Raw genomic sequence first — 22771 nt, forward strand, 5'->3', positions numbered from 1 at the left:
CGGTTGCCATGGTGATCGCTGCGAGTGGCCCATTTGCCCGCCTTCAGGAGTTCCCATGCGCTTGACCCAGATTTTTGCCGCCGCCTCCCTGGCGCTGCTCAGCACTTTTGCCATGGCCGATGACAGTGCCGAGAAAGCCATCCGCAAGAGCCTCGAGACCCTGCAGCTCGAAACGCCTGTGGAAAGCATTACCGCCAGCCCCATGGGTGGCCTGTACGAAGTCAAGCTCAAGGGCAGCCGTGTGCTGTACGCCAGCGCCGACGGCCAGTTCGTGGTCCAGGGCTACCTGTTCCAGCTCAAGGATGGCAAGCCGGTCAACCTCACCGAAAAAACCGAGCGCCTGGGCATTTCCAAGTTGATCAACGGCATTCCGGTCGCGGAAACTGTGGTCTATCCAGCCATTGGCGAGACCAAGACCCACATCACCGTGTTCACCGACACCACCTGCCCGTACTGCCACAAGCTGCACGCCGAAGTGCCCGAGCTGAACAAGCTGGGTGTGGAAGTGCGCTACGTGGCGTTCCCGCGCCAGGGCCTGGGCTCGCCGGGTGACGAACAGCTGCAGGCGGTCTGGTGCTCGGCGGACAAGAAAGCCGCGATGGACAAGATGGTCGACGGCAAGGAAATCAAGGCCGCCAAGTGCGCCAACCCGGTGTCCAAGCAATTCGCCCTGGGCCAGTCGATCGGCGTCAACGGCACCCCGGCCATCGTTCTGGCTGATGGCCAGGTGATTCCCGGCTACCAGCCGGCACCGCAGATCGCCAAACTGGCCCTGGGTGCGAAATAATCCTGCATCGTCACGCTAGCCTTTGACGATCATGGCCCGCCGGCCAAGCCGGCGGGCCATTAATAGAGAGCCGCGCAGTTTGCGGCTGTATTCCACGGCCGGCCTAGAGTCGGCCGTTTTATGGGGAGTTCAGAGTGAATCCGGTCAAAGTAGGCATCTGTGGGCTGGGTACTGTCGGTGGCGGTACCCTAAACGTACTTCAGCGCAACGCCGAGGAGATTGCCCGCCGTGCCGGGCGTGGAATCGAAGTAGCGCAGATTGCTACCCGTACGCCAAAGCCGCAGTTCCAAACGACCGGTATTGCGATTACCAACGATGTCTTCGCCGTGGCCACCAACCCTGAAATCGATATCGTCATCGAGCTGGTGGGCGGCTACACCGTGGCCCGTGACCTGGTGCTCAAGGCCATCGAGAACGGCAAGCACGTGGTCACCGCGAACAAGGCGCTGATCGCCGTGCACGGCAACGAAATCTTCGCCAAGGCCCAGGAGAAGGGCGTGATCGTCGCTTTCGAAGCCGCCGTTGCCGGTGGCATCCCGGTGATCAAGGCGATCCGCGAAGGCCTCTCGGCCAACCGTATCAACTGGCTGGCGGGGATCATCAACGGCACCGGTAACTTCATCCTCTCGGAAATGCGCGAGAAGGGCCGCACCTTTGAAGACGTGCTGGCCGAAGCCCAGGCCCTGGGCTACGCCGAAGCCGACCCGACCTTCGACGTCGAAGGCATCGATGCCGCGCACAAGCTGACCATCCTGGCCTCCATCGCCTTTGGTATCCCGCTGCAGTTCGACAAGGCCTACACCGAAGGCATCACCAAGCTCACCACCGCCGACGTGAACTACGCCGAGGCCCTGGGCTACCGCATCAAGCACCTGGGTGTGGCGCGCCGCACCGAGGCCGGTATCGAGCTGCGGGTGCACCCGACCCTGATTCCGGCCGATCGCCTGATCGCCAACGTCAACGGTGTGATGAACGCGGTCATGGTCAATGGCGATGCTGCCGGTTCGACCCTGTTCTACGGCGCCGGCGCGGGCATGGAGCCGACCGCTTCCTCGGTGGTGGCCGACCTGGTGGACGTGGTTCGCGCCATGACCAGTGACCCGGAAAACCGCGTGCCGCACCTGGCGTTCCAGCCTGACTCGCTATCGGATCATCCGATCCTGCCGATCGAGTCCTGCGAGAGCGCCTACTACCTGCGCATCCAGGCCAAGGATCACCCGGGCGTACTGGCCCAGGTGGCGAGCATCCTCTCGGAGCGCGGCATCAACATCGAATCGATCATGCAGAAGGAAGTGGAAGAGCAGGACGGCCTGGTGCCGATGATCCTGCTGACCCACCGTGTTCTGGAGCAGCACATCAACGATGCGATCACCGCCCTGGAGGCCCTGCAGGGCGTCGTTGGCCCGGTGGTGCGTATCCGCGTCGAACATTTGAATTAATGAAGCAGCCGCAAGTGGCAAGCGGCAAGCGCCAAGTCAGAAGCTGATCGGCTTTGACTTGAGGCTTGAAGCTTGCGGCTTGAGGCTCAAACCGAAGGTTTGTCCCCATGCGCTATATCAGTACTCGTGGCCAGGCACCGGCCCTGAATTTCGAAGATGTGCTGCTGGCAGGTCTGGCCAGCGACGGCGGTCTCTATGTGCCAGAGAACCTGCCGCGTTTCACTCAGGAAGAAATCGCTTCCTGGGCTGGCCTGCCGTATCACGAGCTGGCGTTCCGGGTCATGCGCCCGTTCGTCACCGGCAGCATTCCGGACGCCGATTTCAAGAAGATCCTTGAAGAAACCTACGGCGCCTTCTCCCACAACGCCATTGCGCCGCTGCGCCAGCTCAACGGCAACGAGTGGGTGCTGGAGCTGTTCCATGGCCCGACCCTGGCATTCAAGGACTTCGCCCTGCAACTGCTGGGTCGCCTGCTGGACTACGTGCTGGAGAAGCGCGGCGAGCGCGTGGTGATCATCGGTGCCACCTCCGGTGACACCGGCTCGGCGGCCATCGAAGGCTGCAAGCGTTGCGACAACGTCGACATCTTTATCCTGCATCCGCACAACCGTGTATCGGAAGTGCAGCGCCGGCAGATGACCACCATCCTCGGCGAGAACATCCACAACATCGCCATCGAAGGCAACTTCGACGACTGCCAGGAAATGGTCAAGGCCAGCTTCGCCGACCAGGGCTTCCTCAAGGGCACTCGCCTGGTGGCGGTGAACTCGATCAACTGGGCGCGGATCATGGCCCAGATCGTCTACTACTTCCACGCGGCCCTGCAGTTGGGCGGCCCGGCACGTTCCATCGCGTTCTCGGTGCCCACCGGCAACTTCGGCGACATCTTCGCCGGCTACCTGGCGCGCAACATGGGCCTGCCGATCAGCCAACTGATCGTCGCCACCAACCGCAACGACATCCTGCACCGCTTCATGAGCGGCAATCAGTACGTCAAGGAAACCCTGCACGCGACCCTGTCGCCGTCCATGGACATCATGGTCTCGTCGAACTTCGAGCGTCTGCTGTTCGACTTGCACGGTCGCAACGGCGCGGCCCTGGCGGCCTTGATGGACAGCTTCAAGCAGGGCGGCGGTTTCAGCGTCGAACAGGATCGCTGGACCGAAGCGCGCAAGCTGTTCGACTCCCTGGCGGTGAACGACGAGCAGACCTGCGAAACCATCGCCGAAGTCTTCGCCCAGACCGGCGAAGTGCTGGACCCGCACACCGCGATCGGGGTCAAGGCTGCCCGTGAATGCCGGCGCAGCCTGGATACACCCATGGTGGTCCTGGGCACCGCGCACCCGGTCAAGTTCCCGGATGCGGTGGAAAAGGCCGGTGTCGGCAAGGCTCTGGAGCTGCCGGCGCACCTGTCCGACCTGTTCCAGCGTGAAGAGCGCTGCACGGTCCTGGCCAACGACCTGAAAGCGGTGCAGGCTTTTGTCAGCCAGCACGGCAATCGTGGCAAGCCGCTCTGATTCATTGGCTTTGCCGACTAACAAGCCCGTCCTCTGACGGGCTTTGTTTTTTCTTGCCCCAGTGGCATGAGTGTGGCTCGCAAGACGCCGGGAGGCCCGGATGATTCGCCGTCGAACCTATCGGAAACTGCCCGTCCAGCGCTGGCTGTACGGGCCTGTGCTGGTCTGTGCAATATTCGCTTGGGCGGCACCTGCCTACGCCGCTCAGAACCTGTCTTTCAAGTTGGTGCCGGCCTTTGTCGATCTCGACCCCTTGCCCCTGGCTCCCGCCGAGCAGCGATGGCTGAAAAGCCACCGGACCCTAAGGGTGGGGATTTCCATCGATGACTACCAGCCCATCGACATCACTCGCGACCGTAACCGTTACCAGGGCATCAGCGCCGATTACCTGAGCCTGGTGGGCGAGCGCCTGGGGACGTCCATGGAGGTCCTGGGCTTTTCCGAGCGCGAGCAGGCGGTGGAAGCGCTGCGCAACGGCACCATCGATGTGCTGACCAGTGCCAACGGCTATGAGCGCGGAGCGCCGGGGCTGCGTTTTACCAGTGACTACATGCCGGACCTGGCGGTGGTCGTGGTGCGTCGGGACGAGCCGCAGCCCAGTGACGACCTGGCGGGCAAGAAGGTGGTGCTGCTGGACGGCTACGCCAATGCCGCCCAGGTCCATGCGGCCTATCCCGACAGCCAGATCATGCTTTCACCGAACCTCTACAGCGGCCTGGAAGCGGTGAAGCAGGGGGATGCCGACGCCTTCATCGGCAACGAGGTGATCGTTCGCGCCTACAAGGCCCTGCGTCCGTACCTGGGGTTGCAGATCCACGTGGAAAGCCGCCTGCCGCCCACCGGCTTTGCCTTCGCCACCCGCGACAGCAATGTGCTGCTGGCGCAGTTGCTGGAAAAGGCCCTGCAAAGCATCGATGAATCCATACGCCGGGAAATCCAGGCACGCTGGACCACTGGCCTTGGGGCGAGCAACTTCGCCGAGCCGATCGAGCTCAGCGCCCAGGAACAGGCCTGGATCCTCCAGCACCAGCATGTGGTGGTGGCCTCCCAGCAATACCCGCCCCATGTGTTCAAGGACAAGGAAGGCCAGTGGACCGGCCTCAATATCGACCTGCTCAACCGTATCTCGCGCATGACCGGGCTGCATTTCGTGCAGAAGGAAAGCCAGACTACTGCCCAGACTCTGGAACTGCTGGAAAGCGGGGAGGCGCAGATGAACACCACCCTCACGGCCAGCGATGACCGGCGGTTGTTCCTGAACTTCTCCCATGCCTTCGGCGGCGCGGCCTGGGTGTTCGTGGTGCGTCCCGAGGACCGGCGCCTGAGCAGCCTGAAGCAGATGGCGGGGGAGGTGCTGGTGCTTCCGGCCCGGCACACCCTGGAGAGCTTTATCCGGCGCAACTACCCGGACATTCGCCTGCGCAGCGTTGCCAGCTATGAAGAGGCCCGGGCCCTGGTCAGCAATGGCGAGGCCATGGCGACTATCCAGAGCGAGGTGCAGGCCCTGGGGCCGGCCGAGACCGGGGTGATGGTAGGGCGCAGTGTCGAGGGCACCTGGTCGGCCGACGAGTTTTCCGTGCGCAAGGACCAGCCCGAGCTGCTGAGCATTCTCAACAAGGCACTGGAAGCCTTGCCGGTAGCGGAGCTCAGCGCTCTGCGCCTGAAATGGCTGGGGGCTACGCCAGTGCCGGTGCCTGCCTGGCAGCGCGTGCCGAACTGGGTGTATTGGGCGATTGCCACAGCGCTGCTGTTCGGCCTGATTTCCCTGGCCTGGAACAGTCGCCTCAAGCGCCAGATCCAGCAGCGATTGCTGGCTGAACAGCGGCTCAATGATCAACTGGTGTTCAAGCGGGCCTTGCTCGACGGTATTCCCAACCCGATTTTCGTGCGCGACCTGCAGGGGCGTTTGATGACCTGCAACAAGAGTTATGAACAGCAATTGGGCACCAGCCTGGCGCAGATCCAGGGGCGGCAACTGACCGAACTGGACATCCTGCCGCCGGCCACCGCCCAGCAGTTGCATGGTGAGTTCATGCAGTTGCTGGCCTCCGGTGAGTCGGTGTTCGCCGACCGACAGGTGGAGTCCAGGGATGGCCCTATCGATGTCTATCAGTGGGCGGTGCCCTTCTACAGTGCAGAAGGGCAGTTGCAGGGCTTGCTGGGCGGCTGGATCGACATCACCGAGCGCAAGCGCCTGGAGAACCAACTGGTGGAGGCACGCCAGGCGGCCGATCAGGCCAACGCGGCGAAGACGGCTTTCCTGTCCACCATGAGCCACGAGATCCGCACACCGATGACCGCCATCCTTGGCCTGCTGGAGCTGGAGAAAGAGCAGGCGCGGCTGCGCGGCGTGCCCTTTTCCGAAGCCCTGCGGGTGGCTTACCAGTCTGCCCAGGAATTGATCGGCCTGATGGGCGATAGCCTGGACCTGGCCAAGATCGAGGCCGGGTATATGCACCTGGTGCCCCAGGTCACCGCCCTCAAGCCGTTTTTCGAGAGTATCCGGCAGTTGTTCGAGGTCACGGCGCGCAACCAGGGCGTGCAGTTGCAGCTGGTGTTCAGTGAGCGGGCCAAGGGCCGTTATCTGTTCGACCCGGCGCGCCTGCGCCAGGTAGTGCACAACCTGTTGAGCAACGCGCTGAAATTCACCGCCCAGGGCGAGGTGCGGATGACGGTAGAGTGCCAGCCTGACGAGTCCGGCCTTGAGTGCCTGCGCATCAGCGTTGCGGACACCGGCCGCGGTATCAGCTCCGAGCAGCAGGCCAAGCTGTTCACGCCCTTTGTCCAGGCCGATGCCATGACCTCGTCAGCCTACGGCGGCACCGGGCTGGGGTTGAGTATCTGCCGGCAACTGGTGGAACTGATGGGCGGGCGGATTCACCTGCTCAGCGAGCCCGGGGTCGGTACCGTGGTGTCGCTGGAGTTGTACCTGGAGCGGGTCAGTGACGATTTCGAGTCTGGGCCGGCGTCGACGCAGGAACGTCCGCCGAGCCGGAGCATGGAGGTGCTGGTGGTGGATGACTTGAGCGCCAACCGCATGGTCCTGTGCCAGCAACTGATGTTCCTCGGGCACCGGGTGGTGGCCTGTGACAATGCCCGGGAGGCGTTGCAGCAATGGCGTGGCGGCACCTTCGACGTGGTGATGACTGACTGCAACATGCCGGACATGAGCGGCTACGCCCTGGCCGAGGCGATACGCCAGGCCGAGGCACAGGAAGGGCGCGGGCGTTGTCCGGTGATCGGCTGCACCGCCAATGCCTTTGAAGATGAACGCGAGCGCTGCGAGGAGGCCGGAATGGATCAACTGCTGGTCAAGCCGGTAACCCTGGATCAGTTGGCCCAGGCCCTGGCGCGCTTCCTGCCGCCGCCATCCTTCAACATCCAGACCTTGCGCAGCATGACCCAGGCCGACGACCAGGTGCTGCAACGCATGCTGCACGAGTTGTTGCGCAACCTCGCCGAGGAGCAGCAGGCGCTGGAAGCGGCGCACCAGGCCCGCGATCGGGAACGCCTAGGGGGTACCCTGCATCGGCTCAAGGGCGTGTGCTGCCTGATCGATGCCCTGCCCCTGGCCAGGGCCTGTATCGAGCTCGAGGGGCTGGTCAAGGGGCGGCAGGACGAGGCCATCGATCGTCATTGGCCATTGTTGCTGGAGGTCATCGCCAGCTTGCGCAGTGATATCCAGGCTGTCCTGGATGATTAAGACTTGTCCTATGTGTGCGTAGGAATTGTCTGATTAACCTGCCGGTTCGTTGTGGATACTTGCCACGCACGTCGTACCGGAGGTTGCCCCATGCATTCGCTTAAAGTGCTGATTCTCGAAGATAACTCGTTCCAGCTGATGGCCCTGCACCAGATGCTCAACGCCAATGGCGTGTTCAATGTGCTGACCGCCGAGAGTGTCGAGGCCGCGCGGCGTTCGCTGGACAGCAAGGGGCCGGTGGATATCGCCATCTGCGACCTGTACCTGGAGCAGGCCGACGGGCTGGAGTTGATCCGTGACCTGGCCCGCCAGGAGCGGGCCCGGGCGCTGATCATCCTCAGCGATGCTGAAGAGGATGTGCTGGAGGGGGCGGCCGGCATGGCCCGGGAGCTGGGCCTGAAAGTGCTGGGATGCCTGCCCAAGCCGGCCTCGGTGGCGGTGATCGGCGACTTGCTCACCGCCTACCAGCAGCACTCCAGGCAGGGGGCGCCGGCGCCGGACCAGGCGTTGCTGCGGGACTTGCTCGGGCTGGAGCCGTTTTCCCTCGACAGCGTCACCCAGGAGGAAGGGCTGGCGGCGATCCTGGGCCACGGCGTGGCGCATTTCCAGCCGGTCATCCAGCCCCACGGCGAGCTCCAGGGGGTCGAGGCCCTGGCCCGCTGGCAGCACCCCGAACGCGGGCTGCTGATGCCCGGGGAGTTTCTGCCATTGATCGAGTTCGCCGGCCTGCAGGAGATCTTTACCTGGCACATGCTGGAACAGGCCCTGGAGCTGGCGGCCGGGGTGAAGCTGGTGATGGGCCATTCGTTGCCGGTGGCAGTGAACATTCCCATCGGCATCCTTGAACGGCCGCTGTTTCCCCGTCAGCTGGAGGCCTTGCTCAGGCGTTTCGAAGTGCCCGCCCGGCTGCTGACCCTGGAAATCATCGACACCACCCGGCTACAGACCGATACCGCCCATGTGGAGGCGCTGCTGCGTCTGCGGATGATCGGCTGCAAATTGTCCATCGGCGACTTCGGCATCGGCGGCACCAGCCTGCAGCGACTGTTGGAACTGCCCTTTACCGAGTTGAAGATTCCCCCGGTGTTCGTGGCGGGCATGGCGGCCGACGAGCGCAAGGTGGCCCTGGTCGGTGGGGCGATGAACATGGCCCGGCGCATGTCCCTGGGAGTGGTGGTGGCCGGAATCGAGAGCGAGGCCGACTATAAGGCGGCCAAGGCCCTGGGGGCGGCCCATCTGCAGGGCTGCTTCCTGGCCGGGCCGATGAGCGCTGCCCAGATGCGCCAGTGGCTGGCGCAGGCGCTGGACCGGGGTGCTGAGGGGGCTGGCGCTGAGGGCCTGTGTGCCTAGGACAGCCCGTGCTCCTGCACGTAGATGTACAGCGCGGCTTCGCTGGACAGGCCGAGCTTGCGCATGGCACTGACCTTCTGCGCACTGACGGTCTGCTTGCTGCGGTTGAGTTGCGCGGCAATTTCCCCGACCGCATGGCCAGCGGCCAACAGGCGGATCACTTCCAGCTCCCGCGGCGACAACTGATCGCTGGAAACCAGGCGGTCCGGCCCCACTTCGCCGGCCAGGCTCAGGGCCTGCTTGATGGCCTGGGCGATGTAGGGCTTGTGTTGCCGCGCCCGGGCGATGGCAGTCGGCAGCTCGTCCGCCAGGCTGGCCTTGCTCAGCAGGCCCGTTACTCCCAGATCGAGGATCGAGCGGAACAGCCCGGGGTGGTTGAGCATGGTCACCACCACGATGGGCAGGTCGGGGTGGCGGCGGCGCAGCTGTTCGATCAGGCGCAGGCCGTCGTTCTGCTGTTCGGCTGGCATCATGAAATCCGTCACCAGCACATCGCATTCGATCTCCTGCATCAGTTGCGCCAGGGCGGAGGGCGAGCTGGCCTCGCCGACGATGGCCAGGCTGTCGTCCTGTTCCAGGACGGCGCGCAGGCCAATGAGGAAGATCGGGTGGTCGTCGGCAAGGATGATGCGCAATTTGTTGTTCGTCGTTGCTTTCAAAGCTGAGCTCCAATGCAAAGGCGGCGTTGTTTGCGCCTGGTCGGCCGTTTTTCAGCTGTCATATTACCCGTGCATGCTCGATTGACTCAGGTCGGCAGCAGTAGGTGTGGCGAACTTTCTTCTCTGAGCGATGGTCACTTGAATGTCAGAAAGCTACCGGCATTTTTGTTTTCGAACCTTTAATTCGAGCTATTGAGTGGTGATCTAGATGGAAAGTATCAGTCTTTTATTGAGTGAGGCCCTGAGCCCTTACCAGGTTGCTCTGACGCCTTGCGGGGCTCGGGGCGAATGCCTGGTGACCTTGAAGAATGCTGCCGGCGCCATCGTGGTGGAGCGTGAGGTCAATCGGGCCCAGCTCACTGACAAGCGCCTGCTCACTGATGTGGTGGACGGCCTGCACCGTGATGTGCTGATCGCCGAAGGCCGGCTCGAACCCTGCGTGATCGCCGCCCTGCGCCATGCCGCCGAAGACAAGGCGTTCGCCCGGCGCAATTGATCTGAAATTTTACGGAACCTTCCGCCAGGCCCGTCAGTCAGACTCAGTATCAGCAGGATCAGGCATTGTGCTCCGGTGCTTGTGGCCTGCTGGTACGGGTCTGCAAAGACCACGTTTAACCCCGAGTCGTCTCCCCACTTCTCGGGGTTTCTTTTTGCCCGGCGTTTGTCAGTGGTCCTTCAAGTCCTGGAAGTAGGCCCGGGCATCGGCGCGGTATTCATCGCGCATTCCGGGGTCCAGCCAGGCGGCATACAACTCCACCAGTCGCTCCTCGCGCAGCTTGAGCAGGGCCTGGTTGATCCGGGTGATGGCTTTGCGGCCCTGCGGGGTATCGGAGCAGCCGACGTGGATTTCCTGATACTTGCTGGTGCCTTCGACCGGGTAGAACTCCAGATCCTGCGGGTCCATGCCCTGCTGCACGGCCTGGTAGCGGATTTCCGGCCAGTAGCCCAACAGCAGTTGCAGGCGCCCCAGGCGCTGCATCTGCAGCAGGCTGCCCAGGGCGTCGTTGCCGTAGTGGGCGCGGATTTGCTGCGGAGCAACCTGCTGCAGCAGGTTGTCGAGCTGTTGCCCGTAGCTGCGCTCGGCCACCACCCCGATCAGTTCCTTGCCGCTGTCGAGCAGGCCATGCAGGTCGACCTTGCCGTCATGGATGAAGTGCGCGATCTGTTCACGGTCGGCACGGCGGATCGCCAGGCCATTGCTCAGCACTCGAAAGCTGGTGATGGAAAAGGCCACCCATTGCGCACGCTCCTTGTTCCAGATCAGCGCCGGATCACAGGTGAAGCTGGGGTCGCGCAACATCTGCATGCCCCGGGCGCGATTGACCCGTACCAGTTCGTGCTGGTACTCCGGCAGGCTGGCAATCAATTGCGGCATCAGCAGGTCGACCACTCCTCGACCTTTTTGCTGGCCCTCGAAAATATTCAGCGGCGGCAGGTCGCGCAGCAGCCAGGTGAGCATTTCGCCGGCGTGGCCGGGGGCGCAGGGCAGCCACAGCAGGCAGGTCGCGAGCGCCATCGTCAACCGGCCAAGGCCTGGCCTCGGGCGTCGCTGGGCCCGTTGCGGGGGGGCAGTGTGAGACGGCTGTTTCAGCTTAGATTGCCCCAGAGTTGCGCAGGTCCTGGATCTGCTCGCTGCTGTAGCCCAGGCCGGCCAGAACTTCGCTGGAGTGTTCGCCGAGCTCGGGGCCGACCCAGTCGGCCGAGCCCGGAGTCTGCGAGAGCTTTGGCACGATGCCGGGCATCTTGAAGGCCTTGCCGTCCGGCAGCCTGGCCTGGAGGAACATTTCCCGGGCGAGGAATTGCGGGTCGTGGAACATGTCCTCGGCGCTGAAGATCCGGCTCGCCGGGACTTCGGCCTGGTTCAACTGCTCCAGCACCTGCTCCAGGGGCAGGGACGCCACCCAGCGATCGATCACCCCATAGAGTTCGTCGCGGCGGGTGTCGCGCCCGTCGTTGCTGGCCAGAGCCGGGTCATTGGCCAGATCCTCACGGCCGATCAGGAGCATGAAGCGCTTGAAGATCGCATCGCCGTTGGCGCCGATCTGCACGTGCTTGCCGTCGGCACTGGTGTGGATCGACGAAGGGGTGATGCCGGGCATGATGTTGCCACTGCGTTCGCGGATGAAACCGAATACATCGAACTCCGGAACCATGCTTTCCATCATGGCGAAGATCGCCTCGTACAGCGCCACGTCCACCACCTGCCCCTGGCCGCCGTTGACCTCGCGGTGACGCAGCGCCATCAGCGCGCCGATCACCCCCCACAGGGCAGCGATGGAGTCGCCGATGGAGATTCCGGTGCGCACCGGTGGGCGGTCCTCGAAGCCGGTGATGTAGCGCAGGCCGCCCATGGATTCGCCCACCGCGCCGAAGCCCGGCTGGTCCTTCATCGGCCCGGTCTGGCCAAAGCCCGATAGCCGCACCATCACCAGTTTGGGGTTCAGGGCGTGCAGCACGTCCCAGCCCAGGCCGAGTTTTTCCAGCACGCCGGGGCGAAAGTTCTCGATCAGGATGTCCGCTTCGCCCAGCAGTTGCTTGAGCACCGCCAGGCCTTCCGGGTGCTTGAGGTTCAGGGTCAGGGACTTCTTGTTGCGTGCCTGGACGAACCACCACAGCGAGGTGCCTTCATACAGCTTGCGCCACTTGCGCAGCGGATCGCCGCCATCGGGTGACTCGACCTTGATCACCTCGGCACCGAACTCGGCGCAGATGCGCGAGGCGAAAGGGCCGGCGATCAGGGTGCCGAGTTCTATCACTTTCAATCCGGCGAGGGGCTTGCTGAGGCTGGTCATGGGGCATCCGCTGGGCAGGAAAATCCGCCTAGCCTAGACCATTGGTCGCCATTAAGGCAGCGCCTGACGCCTGCCTTTGCCGATTATTTCCCGCCCGGGCCAAGGATTATTGTGCTTCTCATTCCATTGGGCGGCAGGGTTTAATGACGCCGCTTGAAAAAAGAGCGGTTGCGAAAGCTGTAAAAGGGTCTATGCAGCGATGGATGCCTTGCGGCTGTTTGCCGAGCGATCTTCCTGATATTTCTTGTTACAAATGTCGCCTGTAAATTTTACATGTGATGAATTGAAAACCTTACATGTGATGTTTTAGTCTCTGCGCCATGGAAAACAAATCCTCAGCCCATTACCAACGTTTATTCCGCCAGCGCCTGCGTGATCAGGGCTTGGTGAAAAAGGAAGTCTGGATACTGCCGGAGAACGCCCAGGCGTTGTTGGCGGTTGAACGCAAACTGCGTCAGCCCTCAGAAGGGCTGGCTCCTGTGGAAAAGGATGGAGAAATGAGCATGCCGCAGATCTGGAATGCCCGATCGTTGTGCCAGGCCCTGGCAGCCACCGAGCTGTTCAATAGCGGCGAAGCCAGCGTTGAGTTGCTAGAGGGTGCCGAACCGAGCTTGCACGTGACCATGCGCGAATACGGCGACCTGCCGTTGTTCGTGGCCCTGTCCGGCGAGCAGATCCTGGTGGAGGCGCTGCTGTGGCCGCAAAGCGAAGTGACCGATGTGGCCGCGTTCAATGAGGAAGTGTTGCTCAGCCGCCAGTTGTTCCCGCTGTCGAGCATCGGCCTGGAAACCCGTTTTGGCGGTGAGCGCCACTACATGATGTACGGCGCCCTGAGCGCAACCTCGATTCTCTCCAACGTGCTCTACGAGATCGAAACCCTGGCCAGCAACGTGATCAGGGCAACCGAGGCCTACGAAGGCTACCTGAAGGCTCAGGCCTGACCTGGAGGAATGCACATGAACGTATGGAGCAAGCTGCTCACCGCGCTGCGCGGTGGTGCCAATGAGGCGGGCGAGGCCCTGGTGGACAGCCAGGCACTGAGGATTCTCGATCAGGAGATCCGCGACGCCGATCAGGAACTGCGCAAGTCCAAGGAAGCCCTGGCCGAGATCATGGCCCGGCAGAAACTCGCCGCCGAGCGCGCCAACGGCAGCGCGGCCAAGGTCGCCGAGTATGAAAGCTACGCCCTCAAGGCCCTGGAAGCGGGCAACGAAGCCCTTGCCCAGGAAGTGGCGCAAAAGATCGCCAACCTGGAAAATGACCTGGCCGTGGAGCGTGAGCAGGCCGATGGTTTTGCCGCCAGCGTCGCGCAGTTGCGCAAGGCCGTGACCCAGGCCGAGGGCAATATCAAGCATTTGAAACAACAGGTGGATACCGTCAAGGCCACCGAAAGCGTGCAGAAGGCCCAGCAGGCCGTGGCCCAGCGCTACGGCGGCTCCCAGAGCAAGCTGCACACCGCCGTGGAGTCCCTGGAGCGGATCAAGCAGAAGCAGGCCGAGCGCGCGGCAAAGATGGACGCCGCGGCCGAGCTGGCCAGTACCAGCACCCCGGACGATGCCCTGGATGCCAAGTTGCGTGAAGCCGGGATCGTTGCCGGCAGCACCAGCGCCGACAGCGTGCTGGCGCGCCTCAAGGACCGTAGCAAGTCCTGATTCACCGTTGTGTTGTAGGGGCGGGGCCGCCTGGCCTTGCCCGGCTTTTTCAGGGATAGGAAAGCAATGGAAATCTTCCTGCAGACAGTGTTGTCGTTCCCCACAGTGCTGTTCAGCTTCATGCTCTGCCTGGCCGTGATCTACTGGGCCGTGGTGGCCATGGGCATGCTTGAAGTCGACCTGCTGGACTTCGAGGCCGACTCGCTGCTCGACAGTGCCCACGCCGGCGAAGGCCTGGCCGGGCTGCTGATCAAGTTCAAACTCAACGGGGTGCCGGTCACCCTGGTGCTGACCCTGCTGATGTTCTTCAGCTGGTTCCTGACCTATTTCGCCGAACTCTACGTGCTCAGCCACCTGCCCCTGGGTTGGCTGCGCTATCCCCTGGGCCTGTTGCTGGCGGTGCTCGCACTGTTCCTGGCAGCGCCCATCAGCGCGACGATCTGTGGTCCGCTGCGCCCGCTGTTTCTCAAGATGGAGGCCACCAGCAGCAAGTCGGTGCTGGGGCAGACGGCTGTGGTACGCAGCGGCAGAGTCACCCTGGAACATGGCGAAGCCGTGCTCGAGGACGGCGGCGCGGGCCTGATCCTGCGTGTGCGTGCCGATGAGGCACGAGCTTTCAAACGCGGCGATCGCGTCGTGTTACTGGAGTATCTGGAGGCGCAACACGCCTATCGGGTCATTACAGAGGACGAGTTTCGCGGCCTCTGAGCCCGGGCTCCCTCAAGAATCAAAGGAGATTGATTGCATGAATTTACCGTCGCTGCTGCCCATCCTGCTCGGGATCGGCCTCGTCGTCCTGGTGGTCTTCGGCCTGTTGGCCTTGTTCAAGGCCTTCTATATCAAGGTTCCCCAAGGCACGGCGTTGATTGTCAACGACATGTCCTCGACCCCCAAGGTGCATTTCACCGGTGCCCTGGTGTACCCGGTGATCCACCTCAAGGAGTTCATGCGCATCTCGCTGATCACCCTGGAAGTCGACCGTCGGGCCAAGGACGGGCTGATCTGCCGCGACAACATGCGCGCCGACATCACCGTGGCCTTCTACCTGCGGGTCAATGAAACCCAGGAAGACGTGCTCAAGGTGGCCAAGGCCATCGGTGTCGACCGTGCCTCCGACCGCGCCGCGGTCAACGAACTGTTCAACGCCAAGTTCTCCGAAGCGCTGAAAACCGTGGGCAAGCAGTTCGATTTCGTCCAGCTGTTCGAGAACCGCCAGGACTTCCGCGACCGCATCATCGAGATCATCGGCAACGACCTCAACGGCTATGTGCTGGAAGACGTGGCCATCGACTACCTGGAGCAGACCGCCAAGCACTCCCTGGACCCGAGCAACATTCTCGACGCCGAGGGTATCCGCAAGATCACCGAGCTGACCGCGGCGCAGAACGTCATCACCAACGAACTGGAGCGCAACCAGGAACTGGCGATCCAGAAGAAGAACGTCGAGACCCGCGAAGCCTCGCTGTCCCTCGAACGCCAGCAGGCCGATGCCGAAGCCCGGCAGAAGCGCGAGATCGAAACCATCCGTGCTCGCGAGGAAGCCGAGACCGCCAAGGTCAAGGAAGAAGAGCGCCTGAAGGCCGAACAGGCACGCATTCAGTCCCAGCAGGAAATCGACGTGCGCACCGAGAACCATCAGCGCGAAGTCGAAGTGGCCCAGCAGAACCGCCAGCGTGCGGTGGTCATCGAAGTCGAGAAAGTCACCCGCGCCAAGGACCTGGAAGTGGTGGCCCGCGAGCGTGAAGTGGAACTGCAACGCATCGAGAAAGAAAAGGCTCTGGAAGAACAGCGCAAGAACATCGCCACAGTGATCCGTGAGCGGGTAGCGGTGGAGAAGACCGTGGCCCAGGAAGAAGAGCGGATCAAGGAAGTACGCGAAGTCTCCGAAGCCGAGCGCGCCAAGCAAGTGGTGGTGATCCAGGCCCAGGCCGAAGCCGAGCAGGATCTGGTGCGCCAGGTGAAGCAGGCCGAAGCCGACGAGACCCGTTCCAAGCACAAGGCCGTGGAAATCAACAACCTGGCCCAGGCCGAACTGGAAGCCGCGGCCAAGCAGGCCGAAGCCAAGAAACGCCTGGCCGAAGGCCTGGAAGCCGAGCGCGCCGCGCCTGGCCTGGCCGATGCCCGGGTGCTGGAAATCACCGCAGCGGCCCAGGAAAAAGAAGGCCTGGCCCAGGCTCGCGTACGCACCGAGCAGCTGATTGCCGAAGCCCGTGGCGAGCAGGAAAAAGGCCTGGCCGACGCCCGCATCATGGAAGCCCAGGCGGCTGCCAAAGAGAAGGACGGCCTGGCAGAAGCCAAGGTCATGGAAGAGAAGCTCGGTGCCCAGGCCCGTGGCGAAGAACAGTTGGGCGCGGCCAAGGCCAAGGCCACCAAGGACCTGGGTTCGGCCGAAGCCGAAGTGCTGCTGCAGCGCCTGAACGCCGAGGCCGAAGGCCTGGGCAAGAAGTTCGGTGCCCTGGACTCCCTCAGCGACAGCGCGCGGTCCCACGAAGAGTTCCGCATGCAACTGGAGAAGAACTTCGAGGAAGCGATGGCCGCCATCGCCGCCAACAAGGAAATCGCCAAGGACCAGGCCGAAGTGCTGTCGGCTGCCCTCAGCAAGGCCAAGATCGAGATCGTCGGCGGCGAAGGAGACTTCTTCAATTCCTTCGCCAAGTCGCTGTCGGTGGGCAAGGCCATCGAGGGCGTGGTGGGCAAGAGCCCGGTGGTCCAGGACGTGCTGGCACGCCTGCTCAATGGCAAGGGCGCTCCGGCCGTAGCCGCTGAGCTGGCCGCCGCTGCCGTTACGCGCAAGGCCGACGCTCCGTCTGCCGAAGCCTGAAATGCCTGACCACAGCTGATTCGCCAGCCCTCGCCTGATCCTGCAGCCGTCGTTTTTATCGACGGCTGCAGGGCAGGTGTCAGGCGGCGGGTTTCAGCTGGCTGGTTTCAGGTGCCGGGCTCCAGGTTTGAGGAGCCCGCTTTTTTGCATACCGCCGTAGATCCAGGAAGGCCACGATGTCGGACGCTCAAGTCGCAACTCCCCCACAGGACGTATTGGATAAGGCCGTCGCCGAAGGCGGCGCCTATGAGGTGCTGCACAAGCGCCTGCTGGACCAGGGCCAGCGCCTGCGGGCCACCACTGACGACCTCAACCAGAGGCGTCTCGACGAGTTCGGCAACAGCCGCATGGAAGTGGTCGGGCGGGTGCGCATCCGTACCGAGAACAACTGCATCGCCCGGGACATCGTCCAGGTCGGCGACTGCCTGCTGTTCGGCTACAACGTCTTTATCGGCCTGAAGAAGGAAACCAGCGTCGCTGACGTGTTTTCCCTCTACCGGCTGGTGGAAGAGGGCGAAGGCTATGAAGCCGAGCCCGTGCCCCTGGAAGGCAGCTTTTTGGCGGCCCAGGGCTTCCTCAACGATTTCAACGAGCTTTATACCTATTACAAGAACACCCGCCTGCTGCAGTTGGCGATCCGTGACGGCAAGCTGCTGGCAAGTTTCCAGATCGGCGAGCGGGTCACCGATGTGCGGGTGTTCCGCTGGTCGATCTCGGTGGACGGGCGTGATGTCCGTTACATCGACAACCGGGGCGAGCGGGATATCGCCCTGCCGGCACCCTTCGATTTCGAATGGAAGAAAGCCACCCGCGAGATGGTGGTCGAAGGCCGCTTTCCGCACCTGAACATCCTCGACACGGTGTTCGTCGAGACCATCGGCGGCGACCTGACGATCAAGGTCGAGAACAACACCGAATCGGGCCTGGGCATCTACCGCGAAGAGGTGCTGGACAAGACCCAGTCCCTGGACGACTCGCAGATCGAATTCGCCCGCCTGGGCAGCCTGATCCTGCTCAAGGTCCTGCCGTACCGCGAAGAGCAGTGGCGCTACCTGGTGTTCAACAGCCTGACCCGCCAGGTGGAGCGCATCGACGCCATCGGCCTGGCCTGTGTGCAGTTGCCGGAGGACCACGGGATCATCTTCCCCGGCGGCTACTACCTGCAAAGCGGCGAGTACAAGACCTTCGAGCAGTCCATGGAGGGCATGCGCTACAAGCGCTCGGTGCGCTCGCCCAACGGTGAAGATGTGCAGTACATCTTCTACCACCCGGAGCAGGGCCGCTCGGTGCTGCTGACCTACAACATGATCAACCGCCAGTTGCAGAACCCGCTGTTCGGCCACGGCTACGCGCGCCTGGAAGACGGGCGCATGGTGATCTTCGCCGCCGAGGGCGACGAGCCGACCCGGGTCCATCCGATGCAGGTCTGGCAGACACCGTTCTTCACCGAGGAGTACGCCGCGCGGCAGCCGACCCGCAGCGGTTTCCTCGGGCGCATCGGCAACGCCGAACTGGTGCGCAGCGTTTCCGACCTCTACGACCTGTGCCGCGAGATCGACACCCCGGCGGTGTCGGTGCAGCGCTACTCGCTGCTGTGCCAGAACACCCGGCGCCTGTTCGATGTGTACCACTGGCTGGGCAGCGACGAGCTGGACGGCCTGGCGCCGCTGCTGCGGGAAGTGGCCTCCACCTCGGAGCTGGTGCTCGACGAATACGAAAAAGTCGAAAGCATCCGCCGCCAGTCGGACCAGGCCATGGTGGCCGCCGAGGCCAAGCAGAAAGCCCTGCTGGACAGCCTGCTGGTGGACAGCTGGGACCAGGTGCAAAGCTTCGTCGATGCGCTGAACGGCATCACCACCCAGCGCGGCCTGCTGCTGACCATTCGCGACTACCGCTACATCGACGTGGCGCGCATCGACGCCATGGAAGCCGAGCTGCTCAAGGCCCAGGAACGCACTGCCGCCGGCACCGCGACCTTCCTTGCCAGCGAGCAGGCCCTGCAACCCTTCGTCACCCAGCTCGAAACCCTGGACGCCCAGGCGCAGAAAGCCGAAACCGTGGCCCAGCTCAGCGAGCCCCTGGGCGCCCTGCAAGCCATGGCCGGGGACCTGGACATGCTGTCGAGCCTGATGGCCTCGTTGCAGATCGACGACGCCACCCAGCGCACCCGCATCATCGAATCCATCTCGCAGATCTACGCCCGCCTGAACCAGGCCAAGGCCCGCGCCGAACAACGGCGCAAGGCCCTGGGCTCGACCGAGACCGTGGCCCAGTTCGGCGCCCAGTTCAAACTCTTCAGCCAGGGCATCACCAACGCCCTGGCCCAGGCCCAGGACCCCGAGCGTTGCGACGAGCAGCTGTCGCGCTTGCTGGTGCAGTTGGAGGAACTGGAAAGCCGTTTCGGCGATCACGAACAGTTCCTCGGCGACATCCTCGGCAAGCGCGAGGAGTTGCTGGAAACCTTCGAGGCCCACAAGCAATCGCTGCTCGACGAGCGCCAGCGCAAGGCCCAGGGCCTGCTGGATGCCGCGCGGCGGATTCTCGACAGCCTCGGTCGGCGCACCGCCAAGTTCACCCAGGCCGAAGAGCTCAATGCGTTCTTCGCCGCCGACCCGCTGATCCTCAAGCTGCGGGAGCTGGCCGAGCGCTTGCGCGAGCTCAAGGACAGCGTCAAGGCCGACGATGTCGAGTCGCGCCTCAAGGGCGCCCGGGACCAGGCCGTGCGTGCCCTGCGCGACAAGACCGAGCTGTTCGAAGAGGGCGGCAACGTCATCAAGCTGGGGCCGCGCCACCGCTTCAGCGTCAACACCCAGGAGCTGGACCTGACCCTGATGCCCCGGGGCGATGAGCTGCACCTGCACCTCACCGGCACGGATTTCCTCGAACCCCTGCGCGACCCCGAGCTGGAGGCCCTGCGGGACTTCTGGCAGGTAGCCCTGGAGTCGGAATCGGCCCAGTTGTACCGCGCCGAATACCTGGCCGGGCAAGTGCTGGACGCCGCCGACCGCGGCGAGGAAGGCCTGAGCCTGGAAAGCCTGAAACCCTTGCTGGCGCACCCTGAAGAACTGGCGCGGGTGATCCGCGACTTTGCCGCGCCGCGCTACAAGGAAGGCTACGAGAAGGGCATCCACGACCACGACGCCGCAGCGATCCTCCTGCAACTGCTGCCCCTGCGCGACAGCGCCGGCCTGCTGCGTTTCGGCGCGGCGGCCCGTGCCTTTGCCACCCTCTACTGGGATCGCCAGCAGGAACAGCCGCAACCTCGGCAATGGGTGGAACGTGCTCGTACCAGCCGGCATATCCAGCAACTGTTCGGGCGTCGTGAAGGCTTGCTGCAATTGCAGGAGGAAATCCTCGTGGCGCTGGGTGACTGGCATCAGCAGCACGCCTTCACCTTGGCCGCGGAGCTGTTGCCGGAGGCTGCCGAGTACCTGGTTCAGGAACTGGCCGCAGAACGCATCGAATTCACCTTCAGCAAATACGCCAAGCAACTGCAGGAAGCCCTGACCCTGCGTCTGCAGGGCGCACGGATGTGGGACGACTACCAGCAGGCCCTGGCGCGGCTGGTGGAGCGGCCCGCTGCGCAGTGGGCGCTGACCGAGAACTGGCTCTCGGCCCTGTGCGCCGAGGGCGAGTTCGCCGAGTGGGCCGACTACGTGCCCGAGGCGGTGGCCCTGTCGCTGCTGCGGGAAGACTTTGTCAAGCGCATCACCGAAGTCGATCTGCGGTTCAAGGTCGACAACCTGATGGGCGAACACCCGCGCATCCAGGAGCGCAGCCTGTCACTCACCGTGGACGGCTTCTTCGCTCGCCTGCGGGCTCACCGCGAACAATTCCTGCCTGGCCTGCAGCGTTACCAGAGCCTGCGCCAGGGCATCATCAGCCGCGAACGCTCGGCCCTGCGCCTGAGCGAATTCAAGCCGCGGCCGCTGAGCTCGTTCGTGCGCAACAAGCTGATCAACGACGTGTACCTGGGCTTTATCGGCGATAACCTGGCCAAGCAGATGGGCACCGTGGGCGAGAACAAGCGCACCGACCTGATGGGCCTGTTGATGCTGATTTCGCCACCGGGCTACGGCAAGACCACCCTGATGGAGTACGTGGCCCACCGCCTGGGCCTGATCTTCATGAAGATCAACGGCCCGGCCCTGGGGCACCAGGTTCGTTCCCTGGACCCGGCCCAGGCGCCGGACGCCACTTCGCGCCAGGAGCTGGAGAAGCTCAACCTGGCCCTGGAGATGGGCAACAACGTGATGCTCTATGTCGACGACATCCAGCACACCCACCCGGAATTCCTGCAGAAGTTCATCTCGCTGTGCGACGGCACCCGGCGCATCGAAGGCGTGTGGAAAGGCCGCACCAAGACCTACGACATGCGCGGCAAGAAGTTCTGCGTGGTGATGTCGGGCAACCCGTACACCGAGTCCGGCGAAGTGTTCAAGATCCCCGACATGCTGGCCAACCGGGCCGACATCTATAACCTCGGCGACACCCTGGGGGGGATGCAGGACGCCTTCGCCCTGAGCTACATCGAGAACGGCCTGACCTCCAACCCGGTGCTGGCGCCACTGGCCACCCGCGACATGGCGGACGTCTACCGCTTCGTCGCCAAGGCCGAGGGCAAGGCCTTCTCCAGCAACGAGCTGAGCCACAGCTACAGCGGTGCCGAGATCAACGAAATCACCACCACCCTGCAACGCCTGATGCAGGTGCGCGACGTGGTGCTGCGGGTCAACCAGCAGTACATCGCCAGCGCCGCCCAGGCCGACCAGTACCGCAGCGAGCCGCCGTTCAAGCTGCAGGGCAGCTACCGCAACATGAACAAGATGGCCGAGAAGATCTCGGCGGTGATGAACGACGCCGAGCTCCTGCAACTCTTGGCCGACCACTACCAGGGCGAATCCCAGTTGCTGACCACCGGCGCCGAGGAAAACCTGCTCAAGCTCGCCGAACTGCGGGGCAACCAGACCCCGGAGCAGAGCGAGCGCTGGACCCAGATCAAGCGCGACTTCGTGCGCAACCGTTCCATGGGCGGCAGCGACAGCGATGTCGGTACCCGCGTCGTGGCCCAGCTCAACGATCTGGTGGAAGGCGTGCGCGGCCTGGCCCGGCCCGCGCCGCAGCAAGGCATGCGTGAAGTGCTGGAGAACCTCTCCGAGCACCTGGAGCAGAGTTTCCTGCCGCTGCTCAAGGTCATGCACAAGAAGATCGATGTCGACCTGCACAGCCACCAGCGCATTGGCGACATTGCCACGCGCCTCGACGAACTGAGCCAGATGCTCAGTAACGGCGAGGTTCCGACCCTCAAGGACTCCCAACCGTAGGAGCCGGCTTGCCGGCGAACAGCCAAGGATCACGACATGGATTTTGCCCACCTGGACCAGCAACTGCGCGACAGCGTGCTGGACCTGAAACTGAGCAACGAAGAGCGGGACGAGCTGCGCCAGCTGGGCAGCGAACTGGGCCAGGACCAGGTGCGCTACATGCGTAACCGCGCCTTTGACCTGGTGCGCGAGCTGGCGCTGGCGGACAGCGTCAATGTGCTGCCGGCGTTGAAGTGGCTGGAACAAGTGATCAAGACCCTGGACGCCAACAGCGCCCCGGTGCGGGACATGGCCAGCGCCCACTTCAGCCCCGGCGAAGACTGCCGGCGCAAGATCCGCGACCTGTGCCGCCAGGCCCGAATCTCGGTGGATATCTGCGTGTTCACCATTTCCGACGATCAACTGAGCGACGAAATTCGCGCCTGCCACCAGCGCGGCGTGGCCGTACGGGTGATCAGCGACAGTGAAAAGCAGTTCGATGTCGGCAGCGATATCGCCGCGCTGCGCGAGGCCGGGGTGCCGGTGCGGATCGACGACACGCCGTTCCACATGCACCACAAGTTCGCCGTATTCGATGGCCGGACCCTGCTCAACGGCAGCTTCAACTGGACCCGCAGCGCCACCACCGGCAATGAGGAAAACCTGCTGGTGATCGACCACCCGCAACTGGTGGCCAGTTATCTCAAGGAGTTCAACGAACTCTGGAGCCGCTACGCGCCGCGTTAAG

General features: G+C 63.5%; 15 protein-coding genes. 12 read left to right on the forward strand and 3 right to left on the reverse strand.

All coding sequences use genetic code 11. The annotated features are described in order from the left end of the window. Window positions 1–55 precede the first annotated feature (55 nt). The 5 genes from AC1RGE_RS12890 (at window position 56) to AC1RGE_RS12910 (ending at window position 8796) form a co-directional block, all read left to right on the forward strand. A complete protein-coding gene (locus AC1RGE_RS12890; protein WP_011059450.1) occupies window positions 56–787 on the forward strand; it encodes a thioredoxin fold domain-containing protein in 732 nt (243 codons plus the stop codon). 134 nt (window positions 788–921) lie between these two features. After that, window positions 922–2226, forward strand: a complete 1305-nt coding sequence (locus AC1RGE_RS12895; protein ID WP_011059451.1) for a homoserine dehydrogenase — start codon at window positions 922–924, stop codon at window positions 2224–2226. Window positions 2227–2333: 107 nt separating this feature from the next. Further along, on the forward strand, window positions 2334–3743 hold the full coding sequence (gene thrC, locus AC1RGE_RS12900) for a threonine synthase (RefSeq protein WP_011059452.1): 1410 nt from the start codon (window positions 2334–2336) through the stop codon (window positions 3741–3743). 100 nt (window positions 3744–3843) lie between these two features. Beyond that, window positions 3844–7446: an ATP-binding protein gene (locus tag AC1RGE_RS12905; RefSeq protein WP_011059453.1), complete on the forward strand. Its 3603-nt coding sequence runs from the start codon at window positions 3844–3846 to the stop codon at window positions 7444–7446. Window positions 7447–7536: 90 nt separating this feature from the next. Continuing rightward, the gene (locus tag AC1RGE_RS12910) at window positions 7537–8796 is read left to right on the forward strand and encodes an EAL domain-containing response regulator (RefSeq protein ID WP_072451201.1); all 1260 of its coding nucleotides are present in this window, start codon (window positions 7537–7539) and stop codon (window positions 8794–8796) included. Here the strand turns inward: AC1RGE_RS12910 and AC1RGE_RS12915 are convergent. Next, window positions 8793–9455: a response regulator gene (locus tag AC1RGE_RS12915; protein WP_011059455.1), complete on the reverse strand. Its 663-nt coding sequence runs from the start codon at window positions 9453–9455 to the stop codon at window positions 8793–8795. The two genes, AC1RGE_RS12910 and AC1RGE_RS12915, sit on opposite strands and share 4 nt — an antisense overlap. A gap of 208 nt (window positions 9456–9663) precedes the next feature. On the opposite strand from AC1RGE_RS12915, the gene AC1RGE_RS12920 reads away from it, so the two are divergent. Further along, window positions 9664–9951, forward strand: a complete 288-nt coding sequence (locus AC1RGE_RS12920; RefSeq protein ID WP_011059456.1) for a DUF3509 domain-containing protein — start codon at window positions 9664–9666, stop codon at window positions 9949–9951. 168 nt (window positions 9952–10119) lie between these two features. On the opposite strand, the gene AC1RGE_RS12925 is transcribed toward AC1RGE_RS12920, so the two are convergent. After that, complete coding sequence (locus tag AC1RGE_RS12925) at window positions 10120–10971, reverse strand: TIGR02285 family protein (protein ID WP_015634285.1); 852 nt, start codon at window positions 10969–10971, stop codon at window positions 10120–10122. 76 nt (window positions 10972–11047) lie between these two features. After that, window positions 11048–12247 (reverse strand): CaiB/BaiF CoA transferase family protein, encoded by a 1200-nt coding sequence (locus AC1RGE_RS12930; protein WP_011059458.1) that lies wholly within the window; start codon window positions 12245–12247, stop codon window positions 11048–11050. A 320-nt stretch (window positions 12248–12567) separates the two neighbouring features. Here AC1RGE_RS12930 and bacA point away from each other — a divergent pair, with 320 nt between their 5' ends. The 6 genes from bacA (at window position 12568) to AC1RGE_RS12960 (ending at window position 22770) form a co-directional block, all read left to right on the forward strand. After that, complete coding sequence (gene bacA / locus AC1RGE_RS12935) at window positions 12568–13188, forward strand: biofilm formation regulator BacA (protein ID WP_492584405.1); 621 nt, start codon at window positions 12568–12570, stop codon at window positions 13186–13188. 15 nt (window positions 13189–13203) lie between these two features. Continuing rightward, a complete protein-coding gene (locus AC1RGE_RS12940) occupies window positions 13204–13899 on the forward strand; it encodes a PspA/IM30 family protein (protein WP_492584407.1) in 696 nt (231 codons plus the stop codon). Window positions 13900–13965: 66 nt separating this feature from the next. Continuing rightward, window positions 13966–14607, forward strand: a complete 642-nt coding sequence (locus tag AC1RGE_RS12945; RefSeq protein WP_492584409.1) for a hypothetical protein — start codon at window positions 13966–13968, stop codon at window positions 14605–14607. Between the two features lie 37 nt (window positions 14608–14644). Then, window positions 14645–16720, forward strand: coding sequence for a flotillin family protein (locus AC1RGE_RS12950; protein WP_011059462.1), 2076 nt, complete (start codon window positions 14645–14647; stop codon window positions 16718–16720). Between the two features lie 176 nt (window positions 16721–16896). Then, window positions 16897–22044, forward strand: coding sequence for a DNA repair ATPase (locus tag AC1RGE_RS12955; RefSeq protein ID WP_492584411.1), 5148 nt, complete (start codon window positions 16897–16899; stop codon window positions 22042–22044). Window positions 22045–22080: 36 nt separating this feature from the next. After that, window positions 22081–22770: a phospholipase D-like domain-containing protein gene (locus tag AC1RGE_RS12960; RefSeq protein ID WP_011059464.1), complete on the forward strand. Its 690-nt coding sequence runs from the start codon at window positions 22081–22083 to the stop codon at window positions 22768–22770. Window position 22771 lies beyond the last annotated feature (1 nt).

Source organism: Pseudomonas sp. GW823-FHT02C05 (genome assembly GCF_058797595.1).